At 64.2% G+C, this 22,129-nt stretch carries 19 protein-coding genes; 15 read left to right on the top strand and 4 right to left on the bottom strand.

Annotated features, from left to right (window positions below):
- Positions 1-30 precede the first annotated feature (30 nt).
- The 5 genes from AKL29_RS32125 to AKL29_RS32105 all read left to right on the top strand — a co-directional run bounded on the left by AKL29_RS32125 (position 31) and on the right by AKL29_RS32105 (position 6,716).
- Positions 31-1,068, top strand: a complete 1,038-nt coding sequence (locus tag AKL29_RS32125; RefSeq protein ID WP_016845713.1) for an aliphatic amidase — start codon at positions 31-33, stop codon at positions 1,066-1,068.
- Between the two features lie 94 nt (positions 1,069-1,162).
- On the top strand, positions 1,163-2,497 hold the full coding sequence (locus AKL29_RS32120) for a purine-cytosine permease family protein (protein ID WP_050386943.1): 1,335 nt from the start codon (positions 1,163-1,165) through the stop codon (positions 2,495-2,497).
- Between the two features lie 34 nt (positions 2,498-2,531).
- The gene (locus AKL29_RS32115; protein ID WP_050386942.1) at positions 2,532-3,551 is read left to right on the top strand and encodes an alpha/beta fold hydrolase; all 1,020 of its coding nucleotides are present in this window, start codon (positions 2,532-2,534) and stop codon (positions 3,549-3,551) included.
- 34 nt (positions 3,552-3,585) lie between these two features.
- Entirely contained in the window at positions 3,586-4,413 is an 828-nt protein-coding gene (locus tag AKL29_RS32110) for a CbbQ/NirQ/NorQ/GpvN family protein (protein ID WP_050386941.1), read from the top strand.
- A 14-nt stretch (positions 4,414-4,427) separates the two neighbouring features.
- Entirely contained in the window at positions 4,428-6,716 is a 2,289-nt protein-coding gene (locus tag AKL29_RS32105; RefSeq protein WP_152977848.1) for a nitric oxide reductase activation protein NorD, read from the top strand.
- A gap of 9 nt (positions 6,717-6,725) precedes the next feature.
- Here the strand turns inward: AKL29_RS32105 and AKL29_RS32100 are convergent, their stop codons facing one another.
- Positions 6,726-7,313, bottom strand: coding sequence for an ANTAR domain-containing response regulator (locus AKL29_RS32100; RefSeq protein ID WP_028331414.1), 588 nt, complete (start codon positions 7,311-7,313; stop codon positions 6,726-6,728).
- Positions 7,310-8,473, bottom strand: a complete 1,164-nt coding sequence (locus AKL29_RS32095) for a transporter substrate-binding domain-containing protein (RefSeq protein WP_050386939.1) — start codon at positions 8,471-8,473, stop codon at positions 7,310-7,312. Before AKL29_RS32095 ends, AKL29_RS32100 begins: the two co-directional genes overlap by 4 nt.
- A gap of 423 nt (positions 8,474-8,896) precedes the next feature.
- Between AKL29_RS32095 and AKL29_RS32090 the strand changes: the two genes are divergently transcribed.
- The 9 genes from AKL29_RS32090 to AKL29_RS32050 all read left to right on the top strand — a co-directional run bounded on the left by AKL29_RS32090 (position 8,897) and on the right by AKL29_RS32050 (position 18,362).
- Positions 8,897-10,297 (top strand): amidase, encoded by a 1,401-nt coding sequence (locus AKL29_RS32090; protein ID WP_050386938.1) that lies wholly within the window; start codon positions 8,897-8,899, stop codon positions 10,295-10,297.
- Between the two features lie 17 nt (positions 10,298-10,314).
- Positions 10,315-11,310: an acetamidase/formamidase family protein gene (locus tag AKL29_RS32085; RefSeq protein WP_050386937.1), complete on the top strand. Its 996-nt coding sequence runs from the start codon at positions 10,315-10,317 to the stop codon at positions 11,308-11,310.
- Positions 11,311-11,368: 58 nt separating this feature from the next.
- The gene (locus AKL29_RS32080; RefSeq protein ID WP_141339913.1) at positions 11,369-12,583 is read left to right on the top strand and encodes an urea ABC transporter substrate-binding protein; all 1,215 of its coding nucleotides are present in this window, start codon (positions 11,369-11,371) and stop codon (positions 12,581-12,583) included.
- 93 nt (positions 12,584-12,676) lie between these two features.
- Complete coding sequence (locus AKL29_RS32075; RefSeq protein WP_016845722.1) at positions 12,677-13,543, top strand: ABC transporter permease subunit; 867 nt, start codon at positions 12,677-12,679, stop codon at positions 13,541-13,543.
- A gap of 13 nt (positions 13,544-13,556) precedes the next feature.
- The gene (locus AKL29_RS32070; protein ID WP_050386936.1) at positions 13,557-14,630 is read left to right on the top strand and encodes a branched-chain amino acid ABC transporter permease; all 1,074 of its coding nucleotides are present in this window, start codon (positions 13,557-13,559) and stop codon (positions 14,628-14,630) included.
- A 3-nt stretch (positions 14,631-14,633) separates the two neighbouring features.
- Positions 14,634-15,353 (top strand): ATP-binding cassette domain-containing protein, encoded by a 720-nt coding sequence (locus AKL29_RS32065; protein ID WP_028331408.1) that lies wholly within the window; start codon positions 14,634-14,636, stop codon positions 15,351-15,353.
- Entirely contained in the window at positions 15,343-16,053 is a 711-nt protein-coding gene (locus AKL29_RS32060; protein WP_050386935.1) for an ABC transporter ATP-binding protein, read from the top strand. The genes AKL29_RS32065 and AKL29_RS32060 overlap by 11 nt, the downstream gene beginning before the upstream one ends.
- A 57-nt stretch (positions 16,054-16,110) precedes the next feature.
- Complete coding sequence (locus AKL29_RS32055) at positions 16,111-16,872, top strand: SDR family NAD(P)-dependent oxidoreductase (protein ID WP_050387160.1); 762 nt, start codon at positions 16,111-16,113, stop codon at positions 16,870-16,872.
- 86 nt (positions 16,873-16,958) lie between these two features.
- The gene (locus AKL29_RS32050) at positions 16,959-18,362 is read left to right on the top strand and encodes an amidase (RefSeq protein ID WP_050386934.1); all 1,404 of its coding nucleotides are present in this window, start codon (positions 16,959-16,961) and stop codon (positions 18,360-18,362) included.
- A gap of 6 nt (positions 18,363-18,368) precedes the next feature.
- Here AKL29_RS32050 and AKL29_RS32045 read toward each other — a convergent pair whose 3' ends face one another.
- Together AKL29_RS32045 and AKL29_RS32040 are read right to left on the bottom strand one after the other, a co-directional pair.
- The gene (locus AKL29_RS32045; RefSeq protein WP_050386933.1) at positions 18,369-19,958 is read right to left on the bottom strand and encodes an ABC transporter substrate-binding protein; all 1,590 of its coding nucleotides are present in this window, start codon (positions 19,956-19,958) and stop codon (positions 18,369-18,371) included.
- Between the two features lie 22 nt (positions 19,959-19,980).
- Positions 19,981-21,183, bottom strand: coding sequence for a serine hydrolase domain-containing protein (locus tag AKL29_RS32040; RefSeq protein ID WP_050386932.1), 1,203 nt, complete (start codon positions 21,181-21,183; stop codon positions 19,981-19,983).
- A gap of 234 nt (positions 21,184-21,417) precedes the next feature.
- Here AKL29_RS32040 and AKL29_RS32035 point away from each other — a divergent pair, with 234 nt between their 5' ends.
- Positions 21,418-22,092, top strand: a complete 675-nt coding sequence (locus tag AKL29_RS32035) for a helix-turn-helix transcriptional regulator (protein WP_050386931.1) — start codon at positions 21,418-21,420, stop codon at positions 22,090-22,092.
- The last annotated feature ends 37 nt before the right edge of the window (positions 22,093-22,129 follow it).

The following is a 22,129-nucleotide window of genomic DNA, read 5'->3' as shown; positions in this document are numbered from 1 at the left end:
GACTTATCGTTCAGGAAAGGGAGTCGAGACATGTTGCATGGAGACATATCGAGCAGCAAGGACACGGTCGGCGTTGCCGTGGTGAATTACAAGATGCCGCGCCTGCACACCAAGGCCGAGGTGCTGGATAACGCGCGCAACATCGCCAAGATGGTCGAGGGCATGAAGCTTGGCCTGCCGGGCATGGACCTCGTGATCTTCCCGGAATACTCGACCCACGGCATCATGTACGACTCCAAGGAGATGTACGAGACCGCGTCGTCGGTGCCGGGCGAGGAGACCCGCATCTTCGCCGACGCCTGCCGCAAGGCCAAGGTCTGGGGTGTGTTCTCGCTGACCGGCGAGCGCCACGAGGAGCATCCCAACAAGGCGCCGTACAACACGCTGATCCTGATGAACGACAAGGGCGAGATCGTCCAGAAGTACCGCAAGATCATGCCGTGGGTGCCGATCGAGGGCTGGTATCCCGGCGATTGCACCTACGTCTCGGAGGGGCCCAAGGGGCTGAAGATCAGCCTGATCATCTGCGACGACGGCAACTATCCGGAGATCTGGCGTGACTGCGCGATGCGCGGCGCCGAACTGATCGTTCGCTGTCAGGGCTACATGTATCCGGCCAAGGAGCAGCAGATCCAGATCTCGAAGTCGATGGCCTGGGCCAACAACTGCTACGTCGCGGTTGCCAACGCCTCCGGCTTCGACGGCGTCTATTCCTACTTCGGCCATTCCGCGCTCATCGGCTTCGACGGAAGGACGCTCGGCGAGTGCGGTACCGAGGAGAACGGCATCCAGTACGCGCAGCTTTCGGTGTCGCTGATCCGCGACGCCCGCCGCAACATGCAGTCGCAGAATCATCTCTTCAAGCTGATGCACCGCGGCTATACCGGCCTGATCAACTCCGGTGACGGCGATCGCGGCCACGCGGTCTGCCCCTACACCTTCTATAAGAACTGGATCACCGACCCCGAGGGGACACGGGAAATGGTCGAGGCCATGACCCGTCCGACCGTCGGAACCGACGAATGCCCGATCGAGGGCATTCCGAACCAGAAAGTCGCACATCGTTGAGTGACATCGATGATCGGCGCCGGCGCGATGTTTCGCGCCGGCGTGGTTCGATGCAACGGCGGACACTTCCTCGCGAAGGAAACAGGGGGACATCATGAGCGGCCAATCGAATAGCGGGCTGGTTCAGCAGACCGAAGGGCAGATCGACGATCTTCTCGGCCATGAATTCGAGCACGAGCCGGTGCCGATGAGCGCCCGGCGCAGCGCCTTCTCGGTCACGATGGTATGGCTGGGCTTTCCGATGATCATCACCGGCGCGATGACCGGATCGCTGCTGGTGCTGGGTATGGGATTCAAGAATGCGCTGGTGGCGATGATCGTCGGCAATCTGATCATGTTCGCCTATGTCGGCGCGCTCGGCCTGATCGGCACGAGGCGAGGCATGAACTTCGCGTTGATCGCCAGCATCGTGTTCGGAAAGAAGGGCTATGTGCTGGCGTCGGGCCTGCTGTCGACGCTGCTGCTCGGCTGGTATGCGGTGCAGACCGGCATCACCGGCGCATTGATCTCCTCGACTTACGGCCTCAACTATGTGGCGATGACCATCGTCGCGGGCGTGCTCTATATCGGGATTACCTTCGTCGGCGTGAAGGGATTGCACTGGATCGGGCTGGCGTCAGTGCCGATGTTTGTCGTGCTCGGCCTCTGGGTCGCGGCCGATGCCGCCTCGACCACGACGTCGGCGGCGATCTTCGGCTATACCGGCAATAATGGCGTCGCCAGCATGTCGATGGGCGTCGGGTTTACGGTGGTGCTCGCGCTGTTCATCGACGCAGGCACGGTGACGGCGGACTTCAATCGCTGGGCGCCGAGCACGCGGTCCTCGCTGTTCGCCACGTTCAGCGCGTTTCCGTTCGCCAATCTGGTGGCAATGCTGGTCGGCGGCGTGATGACGGCGGCGCTCGCCGTGCCGAACGCCAACCCGTTCGGTGTCGACAACATGTTCGGCTACATGAACGGCAAGCAGCTCACCTGGCTGAGCATCCTCGCGTTCATCTTCCTCTATGCCAATCTCGGCTCGGTCTGCTCGCATTGCCTGTACAACGCAGCCACCGGCTGGTCGCGCATCCTCGGGACCAATATGCGGCTCATGGCGGTGGTGCTCGGCGCGCTTGGCATCCTGGTCGCTGCCGGCAATGTCTGGGCGTTCTTCATCCAGTGGCTGTCGCTGCTCGGCATCCTGGTGCCGCCGATCGGCGCGATCATCCTGGTCGATCAGTACCTGCTGCGAGCCGAGGCGCGCGCGGACGTCGACTGGCGTGCGAAGCCGTTCATCGCCTGGGGCATCGGGTCGCTGTGTGCCTTTGCGGTTGAAAACCTGATGCCGGGACTGTCCACTGCGATCTCCGCCGCGGTGGTCGCAGGCATTGTGTACGGGGCGATTGCACGGGTGGAGTCTTCCACGGAAAAGGTGGCGCGTCCGGCGTAAGCGATCAGCTCGATCAAGCAAGAAGGGTATATCAATGAGCGTCGACTATCAGATCCATGATCTCGGCAATTTGACCTTGCAGCGCGGCGCGACCATTCGCGATTGCAAGCTCGCGTACAAGACCTATGGCCAGCTCAACGCGGCCAAGGACAACGTCATCGTCTATCCGACCTGGTACTCCGGCCAGCACTACGACAATGAATGGCTGATCGGACCGGGCAGGGCGCTCGATCCGGCAAAGTACTTCATCATCATTCCGAACATGCTCGGCAATGGGCTGTCGTCGTCGCCGAGCAACACGCCGGAACCGTATAATGGACCGCGTTTCCCACAGGTGACGGCCTATGACAATGTGCGCGCCCAGCACCGGCTGGTGACCGAGAAATTCGGCATCAAGCACATCCGTCTCGTCGTCGGCTGGTCGATGGGCGCGTTGCAGACGTTCCATTGGGGCGCGCTCTATCCGGACATGATGGACCTCTTGGCGCCGTTCTGCGGCTCGGCCAAATGCTCGCGCCACAACTTCGTGTTCCTCGAAGGCGTGAAGGCGGCACTCACGGCGGATGCTGCGTGGAAGGAGGGCTGGTACACCGACAAGCCGGCCCGCGGCCTGCGCGCCGCGGCGCGTGTCTATGCCGGCTGGGGCTTTTCGCAGGCCTTCTATCGCGAGCAACTCGACATCAAGACGCTGGGCTATTCGTCGCTGGAGGATTTCCTGGTGGCGTTCTGGGAAGGCTTCTTCCTGCCGAAGGATCCCAACAACCTGCTAACCATGCTGTGGACCTGGCAGCACGGCGACATCAGCGACAACGAAATCTATAACGGCGACTTCAAGGCCGCGCTGCGGGCGATCAAGGCCAAGGCCTATGTCATGCCGGGTCAGACCGATCTCTATTTCCCGCCGGAGGACAGCAAGTTCGAGGTCGAGAACATGCCGAACGCCAAGTTCGTGCCGGTACCGTCGATCTGGGGCCACTTCGCCGGCGGGCCGGGGACCAATCCGGTCGATGTCGACTTCATCGACAGCAAGCTCAAGGAGCTGCTCGCATCGTGATATCGACCGGTTGCGAACGGCTGCCTGCGCGATCATGGGAGGCGTGAGCTTGTCCAATCCCGCTTTGCTGCTTGACCAGTACCGCATCCGGGAAGAACCCTATTACCGGCCGCTCAAGGATGAGATCGAACTGTTCGGTGCAGCCTATGCCAGCCGCATGCCGGTGATGCTGAAAGGCCCCACCGGCTGCGGCAAGACCCGCTTCATCGAATATATGGCGTGGCGGCTCGGCCGCCCGCTGATCACGGTCGCCTGCCACGAGGACATGACGGCGGCGGATCTGGTGGGGCGCTGGTTGCTCGATGCGGAGGGCACGGTGTGGAGCGACGGGCCGCTCACGACCGCCGTGCGTCTTGGCGCGATCTGTTACCTCGATGAGATCGTCGAGGCGCGCCAGGACACGACGGTCGTGATCCATCCCTTGACCGACGATCGTCGTGTGCTGCCGCTGGAAAAGCGTGGTGAATTGATCCACGCCCATTCCGACTTCCAGCTCGTGATCTCCTACAATCCGGGCTACCAGAGCGCGATCAAGGACCTCAAGGAATCCACCAAGCAGCGCTTCGCGGCGCTGGATTTCGGCTATCCGGACCGGCCAGCCGAGACCGAGGTGGTGTCGCGCGAAGCCGGTATCGAGCCGAACCTCGCTGATCTCCTGGTGAAGATCGCCCAGCACAGCCGCAACCTGAAGGGTCAGGGGCTCGACGAAGGCGCCTCGACCCGGATGCTGGTCAATGCCGGCCGCCTGATCGGATGCGGCATCAGCCTCGAAAAGGCCTGCGAGACTACGATCGTCGTTCCCTTGACCGATGATGCGGACACCAGGAACACGTTGCGCGACGTGATCTCGGCCTGTGGGTAAGTGGAAGATTGCAGGTGGCGGTCGCGCAAATCAGTTCGCTCGATAGCTTCCGGTCCGGACGTCGGCTTGCGGCCCTCTTGCGCGGCCATGACGATGTAGCTGCGGCCGTGCAGGCGGCGCGGGCTGCCCTGCAGCGAACTGGTTGGTTCGATGATCTGGCGGTCTGGGACGATGCCGCGCACGCCCTGTTCGAGGCCAATCTCGGTCAAGCCGTGGTGCAGGGCTTTCTGCGTCTATCGGAGCAATGGCCGCCGCAGCGATCGGCCGATGATCTGATCGCGATCGGCCGCGCGGTCCGGAACATCGGCTGCAGTGCCGGAAGCCGCGTCGCCCATGCGTTGCTGAGCGAATTGTCCAAGGTGCTGCCGCGGCTTGCAGGTGCAGGAGAACTCGCCGCGGTTCTCGCCGCGCTCGACCAACTGGCAGCTAGCGGTCCGGAGTCGGCGGGCCTCGCGATCGGCCGGCTGGGGCAGTTTCTGGCGCATGCCGGCGGCGAGGAGTTTGCGGCGTGGGTCTCCACTGGCTTGCGCGCCAGTGGCGGTCGCGCATCGCGCCGCCGCGCCTATTTCGCGCTCGACGATCAGCTTTCGGCGCAGCTGTTCGCAGCCGGCCGGAGCGGGGATGATTTCGCGCGGCTGGAGAAGCGCCTCGCTGCAACCACGATTGCGTTGTGGAACAGAAAGCCGCGTTTCCGCAAGCTTGCCGTTGCACCGACGCCGGTGCCGCGGCGGACCTCACTTGCCGCCGGCCTCATCGGTCTTCCGCAGACCTTTCCCGGCTTCGAAGGCGAGGCAGCGGAGGCCGTCTATCTCGCGGCGGTCGCGCATGCCGGCGCGCATCTGGTGCACTCCACCGCCCGCTTTCCGGTGGGGCGACTGAAGGCGCTGCAGATCGCGCTGGTCTCGCTGATCGAGGATGCCCGGGTCGAGACGCTGGCGCTTCGCGAGATGCCCGGGCTGCGCCGGCTGTGGCTGCCATTTCACAGCGCGACGCCAGCCGGCCAGGCAACCGCAGCCGGACTGATGATGCGGCTGGCGCGGGCGCTGGTCGATCCCGATTATCAGGATCCGGATGCCTGGGTGACCAAGGGACGTCAGCTGTTTGCCGCCGCCGCCGGCCGCTGGACCGATCCCGCCATCAGCCGCGAGATCGGTGGCTTGCTCGGCAACGACATCGGGCAGATGCGGCTGCAGTTCAACGCCAAGAGCTACGTCGTCGAACCCGCCTATCGCGACGATAATCTGGCGCTGTGGGATTTCGGCGACCAGCCGGACAGTCCGGCCGAGACGATCGAGCTTGCCGTCGATTCCGTACGGATCGAGCGACGCGACGATGCGGGTGGCCAATCGGCCGACGACGACGCCAAGCCGGATGAGACGCTGCGCGCGAAGGCCGCCGCGGTCACGCTGCTGGACGGGTTTCCAGTCGCGACCTATCCGGAATGGGACTACGCGGCGCGTACCGAGCGGCCGGACTGGACCACGATTCTGGAAGCTGATGCCGCCGTTTCCGCGCAGCCCTTCGATTCCTCGACGGACGCCGAGGCGATGCGCTGGATCACGGAGTTGACACGCGACGCGTCGATCGGCCGCCGGATCAGACACAAGGGCCAGCGCGACGGCGACGCGCTCGACATTGACGCGGCGATCGCCCTGACGATCGAGCGGCGCACCGGCAACATCAGCGAGCCCAGGGTCTACCAGCGCGATGCGCCGGGACCGCGCGATCTCGCCATCCTGCTGCTGCTGGATCTGTCGCAATCGACCGCCGACCGTGACCGCCGCGGCCGGACGGTCCTCGACGTCGAACGCAAGGCGGCCGCGATCATGGCGGCGGCGGTCGAGGCCGCCAACGATTCGATCGCGGTGCACGGCTTCAGCTCCGACGGCCGCGAGCGCGTGCGCTACCTGCGCATCAAGGGCTTTGCGGAGCCGATGGACGCCGTGGTTCGCGCACGTCTTGCGGGCCTGGGCAGCAGCCATTCCACCCGGCTGGGTGCAGCATTGCGCCATGCCGGCGGCTACCTCGCGGAACGACGGGCGTTCCGGAAGGTGCTGCTGGTTCTGACCGACGGCGAGCCGTCCGACGTCGACGTGCCGGATGCGCAATATCTCGTCGAGGACGCGCGCCGGGCCGCCCAGCAGCTGCGGCGGCGCGGCACCGATATCTTTGCCTTTGGCATCGGTGAGCACAGGTTTCCCCAGCTCGATCGGATTTTCGGCGAGCGCTATGCGCTCCGCGTGCCGCGCATCGAGGCGTTGCCGCAACGGGTGATGCAGCTCTACGCGGAACTGAAGAAATAGTCGCAGGAGCTATCCGGTTGCCCGGGGCAGGGAGCCCTTTGCGGTGATCTCCGCCGAGAGTTCCTCGATCGTCTTGCGCTGCTCCATGGCGGCGCGGCGGATCAGCGCAAACGCAGCCGGCTCGGCCAGTGCATGGGTGTGCATGACCTGAAGGACCGCGGCAAGCACGACGCGGCGGGATCGCAGCCGCTGCTCCAGCTTGAGCACCTGCTGCTTCAGCTCGCTGGTGCGCTCGCTTCGCTCGAAGGCCAGGACGAGCGCGGCATAGATGCCGGCCGAGCGCAGCGGCTTCACCAGGAATGACGCCGGATCGAGGTCGAGCACGAGCTTCAGGCGGCTCGGCGTCTCGGTGCCGAGCAGGGCGATGACCGGGCTTCGTCCAAGCGACGCCCGCTGTGCCGGCGAGGTGAGCGGCAGGAACTCGTCATCGATCAGCGTCACGTCTGGGCGGCAGTCGATATTGGCGCCGGGCTCCCATGTGACGATCTCGATTCCGAGGCGCTCGAACTGGCGCCTGACGATCGAGGCATCGCGCTCATCCTTGATGGCGACGAGCGCCTTGCGCCCGCGCAGCGAAAATGACGACGGTTTGCTCATTTCACGACCCGCAAATGCGGCGCATTCGGCAACGTTCCATCCCTTGCCGGGCTGGCGGCGATGTCGAGCTGCGTCAGATAAGGATCCGGTCTAACCGGCGCTTCAGCTTCCCAGAAGATGTCAAACTGTCCTTCGGCGTTCGAGACGGCCAGCCGCGGCGTCAGGACGCAGTGGTTGTTGCTGCCGTCGATCCAGACCGGACCTTGCGGCGAATTGTAGCGATGGCCGGCGGCGGCGCGCCGCACCTCGCCGATATCGGATGTGCCGGCGCGCTGCAGCGCGCGGGCCAGCAGATAGACCGCGACATAGGCGGATTGCCCGTCGACGGACGGGCTGCTGTGCTCGCCGTAGCGCGCCTTCCAGCGCGCCACGAAGGCCCGGTTCTCGGGCAGGCGAATGCTTTCGAAATAGGCCGACGAGGTGATGCATCCGGCCGATGCGGGACCCGCGATCTTGAGCTCGGGCTCGCACAGGCTGCAGCTCAGCATCGGGATGTCGAGGCCGGCCGCGGCAGTCGCCGCATGAAAGGCGCGGATGAAGTCATAACTCGAACTGCCGACCAAGGTGTTGAAGACGACCGGCGGCCGGCGCCGCACGATCTCGTCCACGATGTGCGTGACCGCGCTCTCACCGAGTTCGAGCAGGCGTTCGGCGAGAATGCGTCCTTTGGCCGCCGTCACCAGCTCGCGGGTGACGCGATTGGTTTCCCAGGTCCAGACGTAGTTGGAGCCGACACAGAAGATCTCGCGCGACAGATTATCGAGCACGTAACGCACCAGTGGCAGCACGTTGTGATTGGGTGAGGCGCCGACATAGATGACGTTGTCGGAGCATTCGAACCCCTCGTAGCGCGCCGGATACCAGAGCAGGCGGTCGGTACGCTCGACGATCGGCAGCACCTGCTTGCGCGAGGCTGAGGTGTAGCAGCCGATGATGTGCTCAACGCCGACGTTGCGAATGAGGTCGTCGCAGACCGTGTGGTACTCCGAAATGATTCCGCGGGGATCGCGGACATGCGCAGATATCGCGAAGTCGAATTCGTCCTGATTGTTGATTTCGTCGACCGCCATCATGGCGCTCTTCAGGATCTCGCGTCCCATGGCCTGATAGGGCCCGTGCTGCGAGCAGATGATGCCAATTGGAATGGAGGGCTTGGTCATTGAGTACTTTCGGCGGCGCAACGCATCAAGGAAATCATCTTCGCAGAGGTCGGTGCAAGAGGTCATGCCGATTTGCTGCGCATGCACCTCGCGAAATTTGTGCAGCCAGCCTCGTTGACAACGCGCTGCACACCTCCTTAGAATTTTCTCCTACAGGGTTTCCTGTCGAACCTTGCGTGCGTCGATTTGGCCGATGACGTCCCGATCGCCGCGCAGAGTGCTCCGTTCGACTCCGGACCCATGCGATAGTTCATAGCCGCGGCATTTGGGCCATTCGTCACCTTCGTTTCGGAGGGGCGGGTGGCTTTTTGCTTTTGCCGCTAAACAAATTGGCGACACGTCCGTGCCGCCAAGCCGGAGGCGCATGCGCGGTGATGGGCAGTGCCTGCGCTTGCGTCATGTCAAGTGCGGGGATGAGAAACGATGCCGACGACGGATCTTCACTATCTCGGGCTCATTGAGATCGGGCAGCAAATCCAGGCCAAAAAGCTCTCGCCGGTCGAGGTGACCAAGGCGATGCTCGGGCGGATCGAGCAGCTCGACGGCAAGCTCAAGAGCTACGCCTATGTGATGGGCGAGGCGGCGCTGGCCGAAGCGGCTGCAGCCGAGAAGGACATCGCGTCCGGCAGGATCAAGGGACCGCTCCACGGCGTGCCGATCGCCGTCAAGGATTTGTGCTGGGCCAAGGGCGCGCCGGCCGCGCACGGCATGACCATTCACCGGGACTTCCGGCCGAGCGACGATGCCACGGTCGTCGCGCGGTTGAAGGATGCCGGCGCTGTCATCCTCGGCAAGCTGCAGCAGACCGAGGGCGCCTATGCCGACCATCATCCGAAGATCGATCCGCCGAAGAATCCGTGGAATGCGGATTTGTGGTCGGGCGCATCGTCGAGCGGTTCCGGTGTCGCCACCGCCGCGGGGCTTTGCTTCGGTTCGCTTGGCACTGATACGGGCGGCTCGATCCGTTTTCCATCGGCCGCCAACGGCATCACCGGGCTGAAGCCGACCTGGGGACGGGTGAGCCGTTATGGCGCGTTCGAACTCGCGGCAACGCTCGATCACATCGGGCCGATGGCGCGCAGCGCGGCCGATTGCGGCGCGATCCTCACCGTGATTGCGGGCCAGGATCCCAAGGACACCACCTCCGTGCCGCTGCCCGTGCCGAACTATCTCGCCGGCCTGTCCGGCGATCTGCGCGGCGTGACGATCGGGGTCGATCGACGCTGGACCAGCGAGGGAACCGACGAGGCTGCCGGCAAGGTGCTCAGCGAAGGGCTGCGCGTTGCCGCCGATCTGGGTGCGAAGATCAAGGACATCACCTTCCCTGATCCGAAGGCCGTGATCGAGGATTGGTTCCCGCTGTGCGGCATCGAAGTGGCGGTCGCGCACGAAGAGACCTATCCCGCACGCAAGGACGAATATGGTCCGGCGCTCGCCGGCCTGCTCGATCTCGGCCGGGCGCAATCCGGCATGAACTATCAGAAGATCGTGCTGCGGCGCGAAGCATTCCGCGGCGCGGTGCGGCTGTTGTTCGAGACGGTCGATCTGATCGCCCTCCCGGCCCAGGCGTTCGCTGCGCCGACATTGGCCAAGATGGCGGCGCTGGGTGAGGACCCGTCGCTGATTACCGGGCTGCTGCGCTTCACCTGTCCGTTCGACATGACCGGCAGCCCGACCGTGACGCTTCCCGGCGGCTTCGCGCCGAACGGCGGGCCTGTCGCCTTCCAGTTCGTCGGCCGTCACTTCGACGAAGCAAGCCTCGTTCGCGCAGGCGATGCCTTCCAGCGCGTCACCGACTGGCACAAGCGCCATCCCGCGATCTGAATTGAGGAGCCGACCGCATGACCGAAGATTGGTTGAAGAGTTCCATCATGGCCAAGCGCGCCCTTGCCAAGGGCGCGACCGGTACAACCCATAGCCTGACGATCGAGCAGCAGGGCGGCTTCCATTACGTCTATGGGCCCTATGCCAAGCCGACCCTGTCGATCGATCCGGGCGGGGTGGTCGTTGTCGAGACCGAAGACGCCTTCGGCGGCGTGCTCACCAGCGAAAGCGACAGTCCCACGGCAAAACTGAACTTCCCCTACCTGAATCCGCAATGCGGGCCGATCGCGGTCAAGGGCGCCAGGAAGGGCGATTGCCTCGCCGTCTATATCCGCGACGTCGAGACCCGCGGCGCGCAGCCGGCCGGAACGACCTGCATCATTCCGGAATTCGGCGGCCTGGTCGGGACCGCATCCACGGCGCTGCTCAATCCGCCGCTGCCGGAACGCGTCAGGAAGCTGCATGTCGACCGCAACGGCGTGCGCTGGAACGACAAGATCACGCTGCCCTATGAACCGTTCATCGGCACGATCGGCGTCTCGCCGGAGATCGAGGCGATCTCCTCGCTGCAGCCCGATTATCACGGCGGCAACATGGACTTGCCCGACGTCGCACCGGGCGCGATTATCTATCTGCCGGTGCATGCCGAAGGCGGGCTGCTCTATGTCGGCGACTGCCACGCCACGCAGGGCGACGGCGAGCTCTCGGGCGTCGCGCTCGAGCAGCGCGCGACGGTGACGCTGCAGATCGATCTGATCAAGAACTGGAGCTTCGCCTGGCCGCGGCTCGAGACGCGCGACTTCATCATGACGATCGGCAGCGCACGCCCGCTCGAGGACGCTGCGCGTATCGCCTATCGCGAGCTCGTGCGCTGGATGAGTGCCGATTACGGCTTCGACGAAATCGACGCCTACATGCTGCTCAGCCAGGCCGGCCGCATGCGGCTCGGCAACATGGTCGATCCCAAATACACGATGGGAGCGTCGATCCTGAAGAATTACCTCAAGGCGTGACTTCAAACATCCTTCAACGACAGAGGACATCACGATGTATTCGGGGCGTATAGTCGGAATGGCTTTGCTTGGTGCAATGCTCGGGACGGCGGCAATAGGTGCCGCCCAGGCGGCGGAGCCGCCGCTGAAGGTCGGCTTGCTGGAGGACGTCTCCGGCGACCTCGCCTTCATGGGCATGCCGAAGCTGCACGGCTCGCAGCTGGCGGTCGAGGAGATCAACAAGAGCGGCGGCATTCTCGGCCGGCAGATCGAGTTGATTCACCTTGATCCCCAGGGTGACAATGCCCGCTATCAGGAGTTCGGCCGCCGGCTGCTCAATCGCGACAAGGTCGACGTGCTGATCGGCGGCATCACCTCTGCATCGCGCGAGGCATTGCGCCCGATCGTCGATCGCACCACCACGCCGTACTTCTATACGAACCAGTATGAAGGTGGTGTCTGCGACGCCAGCATGATCAGCATGGGCGCGGTGCCGGAGCAGCAGTTCTCGACCCTGATCCCGTGGATGGTCCAGAAATTCGGCAAGAAGGTCTATGTCATCGCAGCCGACTACAATTTCGGCCAGATCTCCGCGGAGTGGAACCGCAAGATCATGAAGGACCTCGGCGGCGAGGTCGTGGGCGAGGAATTCATCCCGCTCGGCGTGTCGCAGTTCGCGCAGACGATCCAAAACATCCAGAAGGCGAAGCCGGACTGGCTGCTGACGATCAATGTCGGCGCGGCGCAGGACTCGTTCTTCGAGCAGGCGGCCGCGGCCAACCTCAACCTGCCGATGGGCTCTTCGATCAAGATCATGCTCGGCTTCGAGCACAAGCGGTTCAAGCCACCGGCGCTCAACAACATGCATGCGACCGCGAACTGGTTCGAGGAGATCGATACCCCCGAAGCCAACGACTTCAAGAAGCGCTGGCACGCAAAATTCCCCGATGAGCTTTACATCAACGACATGGGCTACAACGCCTACAACGCGCTCTACATGTACAAGGCGCTGGTCGAGAAGGCCAAGTCGACCAAGCTCGAGGACATGCGCAAGGTGATCGCAACGGGTGATGCCTGCATCGAGGCTCCCGAGGGCAAGGTCTGCATCGACCCGAAGAGCCAGCATACGTCGCACCGCATGCGCCTGATCTCGGTCGGGCCCAAGCATGAGGTGACGGTGGAGAAGGACTACGGCACGATCCAGCCTTACTGGCTTGGCGAGATCGGGTGCGACCTCACCAAGAAGAACGACAAGGACCAGTACACGCCGAGTCATCTTCCCAGCAAATCGTGATGCGCACGGGCACGAATCTTGCTCGTGTTTGCATCGCGGCTTTGAGGCGAGCCGGCGCCGCAATGATGCGGCGCCGCGATCAGGGAGACCGGAATGTCGGCTGAACTCTTCTCGGTATTTTATCAGTTCGCCGATGTCTTCGCGTTCCTGATCCTGTCGGCGGCGGGCCTGGCCATCGTGTTCGGCATGATGGGCGTCATCAACATGGCGCATGGCGAGTTCATCATGTGCGGCGCCTACGTCACCGTGGGGCTCGTGAATCTCGGCGTGCCGCTTCCGATCGCGCAGATCCTGGCCGCGCTGACCGCGGGGATCATCGGCATGATCGTCGAGTACCTCGTCGTGCGGCGCTTCTACAAGCGACCGCTCGACTCGCTGCTCGCGACCTGGGGCCTCAGCCTGATCGTGACGCAGTCGATGCTGCTGATCGTCGGGTCCGCGGTGCGGGGTATCGGCACGCCGGAAGGAAGCTTCGCGATCGGGGGCTACACGTTCTCGACCTACCGGCTGGTGCTGTTTGCCTGTGCGGTAGCGGTCCTTGCGGGCCTCTACATCATCTTCATGAAGACGCGCTTTGGCGTGATCGCGCGCGCCACGATGCAGAACGCGGCGATGGCCAAGGCGCTCGGCGCGCGCACCGGGCGGATCTATTCCATCAGCTTCGGCATCGGCACCGCGCTTGCGGGGCTCTGCGGCGCGCTCTACGCGCCGACCATGACGCTGATCCCGACCATGGGCGCGACCTTTGTGGTCGAGAGCTTCGTCACCGTGGTGATCGGCGGCGCCAATGTCCTGCTTGGAACTGCGCCGGCCGCGGTGTTCCTGGCGATGATCCGAATGGCATTGAATGCCAGCTACGGGCAGATCATCGGCCAGATCGGCATGCTGTTTGCTGTCATCCTGATCATACGTGTGCTGCCCGAGGGACTATCCAGCGTGCTGGTTCGTCGTGGGCGCTAGACGGGAATTTCTGATGTTGAAGCTGCTCGAGGGCCCGCAGACGCTCGGACGCGGGAAGATCTTCTGGTCCTGTTTCCTCGCCGTGTTGGCGGGCGCGCTGATCTATCCGCTGTTCGCCGATTCCTATGATGTCGGCAATTTCGCCTACTTCCTGATCTGGATATTCATGGCGCTCGGTCTCTGCCTGATGTGGGGATACGGCGGCATGCTGTCGTTCGGCCAGACCTTCTTCTTCGGCATCGCCGGCTACGGCTATGGCGTGCTCGCCATCAATATGGGAGGGGGAACGACCACGATCGCCGCGCTGGCTCTCTCCGTGGTCATCGCGATGATCGCGGCCGGGATCCTCGGCTACTTCATGATCTGGGGCGGCATCAGCGGGATTTTCTTCGGCATCGTAACGCTGTCGGCAACGCTGGTGCTTGCCTTCTTCCTCGGGCAGACCGCGGGACCCGAATGGCATATCGGTCCGGCCCGGCTGAACGGCTTCAACGGCATGAAGGGGATGGACCCGCTCACGGTCGGCAACTTCGACATCGAGGGCTCGGCGCTCTATTACGTCATGATCGCACTGATCGTCATCGTCTACATCGCGCTGCGTATGCTGGTGAACTCGAGCATCGGCAACGTGATCGTGGCGACGCGGGAAAATCCGCAGCGCGCCGAGATGCTCGGCTATGACGTCCGCAAGTATCAGCTTTTGACCTTCGTGATCGGCAGCGGCCTCGCAGGGTTGAGCGGCGCGTTGTACACGTCGTGGGGGCAGTTCATCACGCCATCCAGTATCGGCCTGCCGGCGGCGGCGATGCCGATCGTGTGGGTTGCGTTCTCCGGACGCAACGATCTGACTGCGACCTTGGTCGGATCGTTCCTGCTGCTGTTCGGCTTTCAGACCATCACGGTCTACAGCCAGCAGGCGGCGCTGGTGCTGATGGGCGTGCTGCTGCTCGCCACCGTGATGCTGGCGCCGCAGGGCTTCGTGCTCGGCATCGGCAAGCTGGTCGTCGATTGGTGGACCAAGCGTCGGCGCCGCAACGAAGCCCCCGCGCTGGCCGATACCGCCCGCCTGCAATCGGATGAGACCTGAATTATGGCGCTGGTCGATGTGAAAGGTGTCTCCAAGCGTTTCGGTGGATTGACCGCCGTCTCCGACGTCGACCTGACGGTCAATGCCGGCGAGGTGCACTGCCTGATCGGGCCCAACGGGGCCGGGAAGAGCACGCTGTTCAAATTGATCGTCGGGCTCTATCCGCCGACCACGGGCAGCATCTTCTTCGACTCGATCGATATCACCGCCGAGCGGCCCTACGCGCGGGTGCAACGCGGCATGAGCATCAAGATGCAGGCGCCGAGCGTGTTCAAGGAGCTGCCGGTGCGGCAGAACATCCAGATCGCGCTGCAGGAACGCATTTTGGGCGCGGAATGCCGTGCTGAAGAGGAGCGGCTGCTCGCGTTGCTCAATCTGGCTGACGATAGCGGCAAGCTCGCCGGCGCGCTGTCGCACGGCCAGCAGCAATGGCTGGAGATCGGGATGGCGCTGGCGCTGCAGCCGCAGCTGCTGCTGCTGGACGAACCGACCGCCGGCATGTCGCCGGAAGAGACTTTCAAGACCGGCGAGCTGATCAAGTCGTTCAATGCCGAGGGCATGACCGTCCTGGTCGTCGAGCACGACATGGCGTTCGTGCGTCAGGTCGCCCAGCGCGTTACCGTTCTGCATCTTGGCAAGATCTTCGCGCGCGGCAGCTTGGAGGCGATTTTGGAAGACGAGAAGGTCGCGGAAATCTATCTGGGTAAGACCCATGCCCACTGATCGCATTCTGGAGGTGTCGGGGCTTTGGGCGGGTTACGGCGCGACGCCGATCCTGCAGGGCGTCAGCATGTCGGTCTCGCGCGGCGAGATTGTCGGCGTGATCGGCCGCAACGGCGTCGGCAAGTCGACCCTGATGCGGTGCCTGATCGGACTGCTGCAGACCTGGCGCGGCACCATCAGCTTCATGGATCAGGATGTCACGCAGCTCGAGGCCGATGCGCGAGCGCGCGCCGGCTTCGGTTACATCCCGCAGGGCCGCGACGTCTTTCCGCAAATGAGCGTCGAGGAGAATTTGCAGGTCGGCGAGTTGATCGGCGGGCCCGAAGGCAAGAAGCTGCCCGAGTTGGTCTACGAGTATTTTCCGCGCCTGAAGGAGCGCCGGCGCCAGATCGCGGGCACCATGTCCGGCGGCGAACAGCAGCAGCTTGCGATCGGCCGCGCGCTGATCGGCAATCCGGCGCTGATGATCCTCGACGAGCCGTCCGAGGGCATCCAGCCGTCGATCGTGCAGCATATTTGCGAGGCGCTGAAATCGTTCCGGGCGGAGCTCGGGACCACGATCGTGTTCGTCGAGCAGAACCTCGACACCATCCTGGAGATCGCGCAGCGCTGCTACATCATGGAGAAGGGCAAGATCACGCGATCGCTGGCCGGTGAGGAGGTCAACGCGGACAACGTTCGCGCACAGCTGTTACTGTGATCGACCGCGCGATGCGGTGAAGATCAGTGCGTTGCATAATTGATGGAGGGAATGGACATGGATCTCGGACTCAGGGGAGCAAAGGTTCTCGTTACCGGCAGCACCAAGGGCATCGGCAGGGCGATCGCCGACACGTTCGCCGCCGAGGGCGCCAATGTCGGCATCTGTGCGCGCAACCAGGGCGACGTCGACGCTGCGGTGACAGCGCTCAAGGCCAAGGGCGTTGCGGCGTTCGGTAGTGCCGTCGACGTCTCGAACGGGCCGGCCCTGAAGGCCTGGGTCGCCGACATGGCGTCCAAGCTCGGCGGCATCGATGTCGTAGTCGCCAATGTCAGCGCACTGTCGATCGGGCAGGACGAGGAGAGCTGGGAGAAGGAATTCTCCACCGACATGATGGGGACGGTGCGCCTCGTCAACGCGGCGATGCCATATCTGGAGAAGAGCGGCGCCGCCGCGATCGTCACCATCTCGAGCGTGTCGGGACGCGAGGTCGACTTTGCCAGCGGTCCCTACGGGACGTTCAAGGCGGCGATCATCCACTACACGCAGGGCCTCGCCTACCAGCTCGCGGCCAAGGGCATCCGGGCCAATTCGGTGTCGCCGGGCAACACCTATTTCGAGGGCGGCGTCTGGAACATGATCAAGGACGGCAATCCCGAACTGTACAAGACCGCACTGGCGCTCAACCCGACCGGCCGCATGGGCACGCCGCAAGAGATGGCGAACGCTGCCGTGTTCCTGGCCAGCAAGGCGGCGAGCTTCATCACGGGGACCAACCTCGTGGTGGACGGCGCGTTGACGCGCGGCGTCCAGTTCTAGGCGGGGCGCGCCGTCAGCAACGTCGCGAGATCGCCGCCCGCGGCGGCGGTCCGGACAGGCATATTCCGACAACAGCAGGGCGTCAGATGTCAGCGGATTCATTGCACTACAAATCCATCACCGAGATCTCGGAGCTCATTCGCCGCAAGGAGGTGAAGCCCTCGGAGATCACCGAGGCCATGCTGGGCCGGATTGCGAAGCTGGACGGACAGTTTCACGGCTATGCGCTGGTCCTTGCGGAGCGAGCGATGGCCCAGGCCAAGCAGTACGATGCGGAGATCGCCAAGGGCGTCTGGCGGGGCCCGCTGCATGGAGTTCCGATCGGGCTGAAGGACCTCTGCTACACCTCGTTTGCACCGACCGCGGGCGGCACCACGATCCACGCCAAATTCGTACCGTCCTTCAATGCCACGATCTTGGATCGGCTCGAAGTCGCCGGCGCGGTGACGCTCGGCAAGCTGAAGATGACGGAGGGAGCCTATACCAGCCACCATCCGGCCGTTCAGGCCCCGCTCAACCCGTGGAATGTGAACTACTGGGTTGGCTCCTCGTCGACCGGATCGGGCGTCGCGACCTCGGCGGGGCTCTGCTACGGCTCGATCGGCAGCGACACCGGCGGCTCGATCCGCTTTCCGTCGGCGACCTGCGGGTTGACCGGGATCAAGCCGACCTGGGGGCGGGTTAGCCGGCACGGCGTCTTCCCGCTGGCGGACTCGCTCGATCACGTCGGGCCGATGTGTCGGAGCGCTGCGGATGCCGCGGCGATGCTCGGCGTCATCGCGGGCGCTGATATCAACGACCCGACCGCCTTGCGGGCTCCGGTGCCGAACTATCTGGCTGGAGCGGGCGACGGCATCAGGGGCCTCAGGATCGGTGTTGACCGCAGGTACACCCAGGAGGGCATCGATCGGCAGGTCGTCGCCGCGCTGGTGCAAGCCGAGCGCACGCTCGCCGATCTCGGCGCCGACATCCGCGAGGTGCATTTCCCGCCCTACCAGAAGTTGGTCAGCCAGTGGATTGCGATGTGCTCGGTCGAGACGGCTGAGGCGCATCTGGACACCTACCCGTCACGGAAGTCGGAATACGGACCCGACCTCGCGCAGCTGATCGAGCAGGGCAGGGCGACGAGCGGCGTCGATATTGCGGCCATCCATCATGAACGGCTGAAGTTCAGCGGCAGCCTCGCCGCGATGTTCGAAGATATCGACCTGCTTCTGATCCCGACGATGCCGGTGCCGATCCCGACGCTCACCAAGATGAGCGAATACGGCGCCGACCCCAACGTCCTCCTGAGCATTCTGCGCTTCACGGCGGTGTTCGATTTCTCGGGCAGCCCGACCATCACGCTGCCGATGGGCATGGCCTCGGACCAGATGCCGCTCAGCATGCAATTGGTCGGCCCGCATCTTTCCGAGGACGTGCTGGTCCGCGCCGGCGCCGCGTTCCAGTCGGTGACGGACTGGCATACGCGGCGGCCGCCGATCGAATAGGCACCGCTAGCCTGTCTTGTCGACATTCCAGAACAGCGGCACCGGTGCGCGGACGATGTCCTTCAGCGCCTTGCGCGTCGCGGCCGGTTGATTGTACTGCCCGGTCGGAACGTGGGTGACCACCTCGTAGGCGCGTGCCTGGATCTTGTCGGCTAGCGCCTTCTGGTCCGACGGCGCCGCGGTGCGGGCAAAGCTGTCGCGCAGCCGCTCGAGCTCGGTGTCCTCGACCCAGCCGAAGAAGCCGCCGTTCTTGCCCTTGCCGTTGACGCAGGCGTTGCCGATCGGATTGACGAGGTCGGCGCTGGCCCAGGTCGAATGGTAGAGCGACCAGCCGCCCTCGGCCGGCATCGACTGCTTGGCGCGCCGCGCCACCACCGAACCCCAATCCATCGCGAGCAGGTTGACGTTCATGCCGATCGAACGCAGCGCCTCCGCGGTGACCGTGCCGAGCGCGGTGATGATCGGGGCGTCGGTCGCGTGCAGGATCGTGATCGGCTCGCCCTTGTAGCCGCCCTGCTTGAGCAGCTCCCTGGCTTTCGCGGTGTCCGCCTTGGTCGACCATCCGACCGCGCTTTCGAACGGCGTTCCGGCGACGAAGATCGCCGGCGTGATCTTGTAGTAATCGGGATTGCCGATCTGGGTGTCGAGCCAGTCCTTCTGGTTCACCGCGTGCAGCACGGCCTGGCGGATCTCCGGCCGGTCGAACGGCGGCACCAGCCAATTCATCCGGCACATGCCGGAGAAGCCCAACGTGTTGTAATCGGTCAGCTCGACATTGGAGGCGCGCGCGAGCATCGGATGGTGGTCGTGCGGCGGCACCTCGAAATAGTCGATCTCGTCGTTCATCAGCGCGTTGGTCGCGATCTGGAAATCCGGCACGCTGATCCATTCGTAGCGGCCGATCCTGACCACCTTGCCGCCGCCGGTGCCGTCGGACGGCTCGTCGCGGGAAACGTAGTCCGGGTTCTTCTGATAAGCGGCCTTGACGCCGGGCTGGAATTCCGCCGTCACGAAGCGGAATGGTCCGGAGCCGAGGTGATCTGATATGGCCTGGTCGGCGGGCGTCGCGGCGATCCGCGCCGGCACGATGAAGGGCACGTTGGCGGTCGGCTTGCCGAGCGCCGCCAGCACGAAGCCGCACGGCTCCTTCAGCACCATGCGGAAGGTGCGCTCGTCGATCGCCTTCAGCTCGGCGACGAATTCGAACAGTTTCTGGCCCATCGTGTCGCGCCTCGCCCAGCGCTGCAGCGAGGGGATCACGTCGGCCGATGTCACCGCGCTGCCGTCATGGAATTTGAGGCCGGGCCGCAGGCGGAAGGTGTAGGTCAGGCCGTCGGAGGAGACCTCCCAGGCCTCGACCATCTGCGGCTTGATCTCGAATTTCGAATTGGTCGAGAACAGCGTGTCGTAGATCATGTAGCCGTGGTTGCGCGCGGTCCACGCCGTCGTCATGATCGGGTCTGTGGCGCGCAGCGGCGCGTGCATGACGGCCGTGATCGTCTTTGTGCTGGCGCGTGCGACGCGCGGCATCGCGATGCCGAGGCTTGCTCCCGCGCCGATCTGCAACAGACGGCGGCGGTTGATCGATGGTCCCATGATGTCCCCCTGTCGCAACCGGTCAGGCCTTGCCGGCAAGCCTGGCCGCGATCGCGCGATAGCCGCGCATCCACATGTGATCGAGATCCAGATCCATCGGCAGCGGCTGCGAGGAGACGCGCGCGATCACGGTCTCGTTGGTCGGATCGATGTAGATCCACTGGCCATGGATGCCGACCGCGGCAAACGGCGTTTCGCGTCGATCGAGCGTGTACCACTTGTTGCGGTAATTGCCGTTTGGAAACACTTTCGTCAGGTCGCCGCGCGACCAGGCCTCGGCATTGCCGTTCTGCCTGATGTCGTCGATCCACCAGCCGGGGACGACCTGTCGTCCGTTGCTGATGCCGTGATTGCGCATCATCTCGCCGAAGCGGGCGAGATCGCGCAGTGTCGCGCAGATGCCGCCGGCGACGCGGCCTGCGCCGCGTGAATCGACGGTGATGTAGGCGTCGTGCTCGGCGCCCATCGGCTGCCACAGATAGTGCGAGAGGATCTTTGCGTAGGACAGGCCGCAGGCGCGCTCATAGACCCAGCCGAGCACATCGGTGTTGGTCGAAACGTAGTGGAAGGTCTCTCCATGCGGTGCGCCGTTCGGCCGCAGCGTGCGCAGATAGTCGCGCAGATTGCTCGGCGGAATCGCCGGATCGGGCAGCTCCCAGCCGGTTGAGCGCCGGTAGTTCATGACGTCGCCGTCGCGCGCCATATAATCCTCGTCGAAGCGGATGCCGACGCTCATGTCGAGCAGATGCCGCACCGTGCAGCTGCCGCCATAGACCGATCCTTCCATCTCTGGGATGTAGCGCGTCACCGGCGCGTCGGGCTCGAGCTTGCCGTGATCGGCAAGGATGCCGCCGAGCGTTCCGGCGACCGACTTGCTGACGGAGAAGATCAGGTGCGGGGTATCGGGCGTGAGGCCATGGGCATACCATTCGAACGCGACTTGTCCCCGATGCGACACCACGATGCCGTCGGTGTGGCTGGCGCGCAGCGCCTCGCCGACGCCGACTGTCTCGCTGCGCGGGTTGGCGAAACTGACGTCGTCGAGATAGCGCGGCGCAAAGGACAGCGGCGCCGGCGCTGCGGCGCGCGCGATGTTTGCGGTGGGCAGCAATTCGCGGACATTGCGGAATGCCCACTCGTTGAAGGGATGTTGGCGCCAGTTGGCGAGCGTGACCTGTTCGTCGGCCGCCGACGGGAAGGCGGCCATGATGCGACGCGAATTCATTTTTGATCCAGCAATGACATCGGATGATGTGCGAAAGTTCCGCATGGCTCGCGTCGCTCGCAATCAACCGGATGGTGGAGGGGGCCGTTGGGTTACTTCGGCGTAACCGTTTCCCCGGATGTGCGCTTCGTGCGTTTGGCCCGCAATTTGCTTGACTATGGCTTGCGCGTGCCCCAGCGTGACGGCTACGCGACGCGCAGACGTTCGCCATCGGGAAACATCGGGAGGTAGGTCATGATCGCGCTTCTGGGCCGACCGGATCCGGCAACCACGCAGGCCGTTCAGTTCGCGCGCGGCATTCTCGAGGGGTCGGCGACCGCGTTCTACGAGGTCGACGGCAATTTGACCCTCAACCGCTTCGTGCTCTCTAGCAACGTGCCGCCGAGTTTCCACGACCAGTATCTTGCCGGCATGAACCGACTCGATCCGTTGCATCCGCGCTCCGCGAGCAACCGGCCGATTGCGCGGCTGAGCACAGCGCTCGACCAATGCGCGACCCGGGAGGCGGCGACCTACCGCGCCTTCGCCGGCCAATGCGGCGTCGCCGACATGATCGAGTTCTACTTCCGCCGCAACGACCGCATCGTCGCCGGGATGAGCGTGCTGTGGGCGCCGGGCTGGGCGATCCCCGACGGCAGCATGCACATTGCGGAGAAGATCCACGACTATCTCGAGTTCAACCTCACCAGCCGCCTGTCGTCGAATGCCGACGAGCCGGCGCGCTTTGGCCTGACCTCGCGCGAGATGGAGGTCGTCGAGCTGTTGTGTTGCGGCCGAACCAACCGCGAGATCGGCGAGTGCCTGAATATCGGGCTCGCGACGGTGAAGACGCATCTGATCCATATCTTCGAAAAGCTCGGCGTCGAGACCCGCTCCGCCGTCGTGGCGATGATGTCGCGGCCGCATTGAGGCGCGGGCTGTCGATTAGAGTCCGCGGCTCTTCCAG

It is taken from the genome of Bradyrhizobium pachyrhizi (assembly GCF_001189245.1).
Classification (GTDB): Bacteria; Pseudomonadota; Alphaproteobacteria; order Rhizobiales; family Xanthobacteraceae; genus Bradyrhizobium; species Bradyrhizobium pachyrhizi.
The sequence above is the reverse complement of the archived record's forward strand: the minus strand, read 5'-3'. Positions and strand labels throughout refer to the sequence as shown.